This is a genomic window from Limosilactobacillus urinaemulieris, from assembly GCF_014838745.1.
Classification (GTDB): Bacteria; Bacillota; Bacilli; order Lactobacillales; family Lactobacillaceae; genus Limosilactobacillus; species Limosilactobacillus urinaemulieris.
In genome coordinates, this window is sequence record NZ_JABUXR010000032.1 from 1 (window position 1) to 2,350 (window position 2,350).

Consider the following 2,350-nt stretch of genomic DNA (forward strand, 5'->3'; position numbering starts at 1 on the left):
AGATCTTTCTTATCAACACCCTTTGGATAGTTCTTGCCAGGATTGTCTGGAAGCTTATCGCTTGGTGTCTTCGGATCGGTTGGTGTTACCGTGATGATCTTATGTTCAACCTTAACCGTAACTGTTGGAATGCCGTCTGGAGTAGCGGTGATCGTTGTTGGAACCTTTTGATCAGGAACAATCTGCCAACCTGCAGGAACGTTTGGTGTAACTGGAATATCTTCATCCGTCTTTCCTGTTAATGGGGTAGTACCAACTTCTTTGCCGTTTGGATCAACGTATGTGATCTTCCCAGTCTGTTCGGTTGGCGTGTAGGTAATTTCAATTTTTGGATCTGTGTAATCAACCGTTACCTGATCAACTGCAGGGACTTCTGCTTGACTTGGAGTGTAACCTGGAATTTCTGGTGCATTATACTTATCAAGCTTTGAGGTTGTCCATTTGCCATACGTAACTTGGCCTGTAACCTCGTCAACAGTAGCCGTCCGAGTTAGAGTAGTCTCTTGACTAGCATCAACAGTTGAGCCAGCTGGTTTCTTAACAGTAATCGTCCGCTTAACAGTCTTGTTCAGATCTTTCTTATCAACACCCTTTGGATAGTTCTTGCCAGGATTGTCTGGAAGCTTATCGCTTGGTGTCTTCGGATCGGTTGGTGTTACCGTGATGATCTTATGTTCAACCTTAACCGTAATCGGGGTATAGTCGATAACAACTGTTTGTGGTTGTTCAGTGTAGATGTAAAATTTTTCTTTACCTAATCCTGCTCCAGGAGTAGTCTTTTCTGCATTAATATGATAAGAATATCCTGGAACATCAATAATATCATCAATGTCAAAAGCTGGTAATTCTATGCTAATATCATTCTTATTAACTGATATAAATTTCTCATAGTTCTCTTTATCCTGTTGAGTAAGAAATGTATTCTTATCTACTTGAAAAAAAGTTTTTGGTAAAATGCTTTTAGACAAAGTTGATATTTTGGGCGATGGATTATTGGATGTATTTACGTCAGCAATAACTTGAGGTATATATTTATAAATACTCGATCTAGTAGATGTGTGCGATTTATGCTTTCTATGTCTGCCTAAAAAGCAGCTAACATTCAAAGTCATAGTTACAGTTTCAACACCGGTAGGTTTGTTTAATATTACTGTTCTAATTACATTGTTATTACCTGGATTAAATTTAAAACTCTTTACTTTTTTTGTATATAAAGAGTAATCAAATCTCGACAAATCAGCAGTCTCGGAATTTTCCACATTTAGTGTAGAAGAATTTTTAGCAGAATTTGTTACTTCAGTTTTATCCAACATCTGATTATTTACTTTGCAATTTTCAGTTTGCATTTGTTTAGACTGAAAAGCACCGGTTGGAATTTGAACTTTATCATTTATTATATTGGTGCCATTACCCGATCCGACTAATTGTTGATTGTTATTATCCCTCAAATTCGTATCAGCCATAGCAGAGGAGTCCCAAAAGTATAAGGTAATCCCTATGGTAACAGAAATAACACCAATAGATAACTTACGAAGTGAAAAATGATCTTGTTTTGGTTTTAACTTTACCAGACGGCCTTGATAATTCTTTGCTGATAACATAGTATCTCCCCTTTATATATTTACTCTCAGTTGGAAACACTGTATAAAAAATCAACCATAAACAGTATTCTCAAAAGATTAGAAATCAATCCCCATTGCTTATATTTATATAAAGTTTATTCTATCCTGTTATAATGATATATTATTCAAAATTACGAAGCTAATTAAAGCATCGCATCTTAATTAACTTCGTAATGGTTGGTAGGTAATCATATTAGCCTTGATGTTTATTAATGCCAAGAACAGCTAAGCAACTGGTTAACAGGCTTACAATAATCCAGGCAACGGTTGTATGTAAGCTATTGTCATTACCAGTTTGTGGTAGTTGGTTATCCTTAGCTGTCGTTGGTTGAAACGTAATCGTCTTCACAGTGTACATGTTAGGAACATTACCTTCTAGTTTGCGTTTGCCAGTAACAGCATTTCCATTAGGAGTAGTGTTCGTAGGCGTATTAGTAGCTGGTGTTCCTTGTCCTTGATGATCATTAGTTGTTGGTTGACCGCCATTAGTTGGGATCAAGGCCACACCGGGCGTGATTGTCTTATTCAAATCAGTCGTGTCAACACCCTTTGGATAGTTCTTGCCAGAGTTGTCCGGAAGCTTATCGCTTGGTGTCTTTGGATCAGTTGTTGTTGTCTCTGGCGTTTTGGGATCAGTTGGATCTGTGTCCTTAGTGTAAACAAAAGTTGTGATGTACTGGTATACAGTATACTGGCCACTCGTCGCTCCAAGAGTACGAACAAGACGA

The 2,350-nt window shown here is 37.5% G+C and carries 1 protein-coding gene and 2 pseudogenes; all 3 read right to left on the reverse strand.

What is annotated here, in order from left to right:
- A partial coding sequence (locus HUK45_RS09650; protein ID WP_413230834.1) for a mucin-binding protein occupies nt 1–968 on the reverse strand: 968 nt, incomplete at its 3' end.
- A 519-nt stretch (nt 969–1,487) separates the two neighbouring features.
- Nucleotides 1,488–1,601 (reverse strand): annotated as a pseudogene (locus tag HUK45_RS09845) (YSIRK-type signal peptide-containing protein); the annotation flags it as partial.
- A 214-nt stretch (nt 1,602–1,815) separates the two neighbouring features.
- Nucleotides 1,816–2,350: pseudogene (locus HUK45_RS09105) on the reverse strand (YSIRK signal domain/LPXTG anchor domain surface protein); the annotation flags it as partial.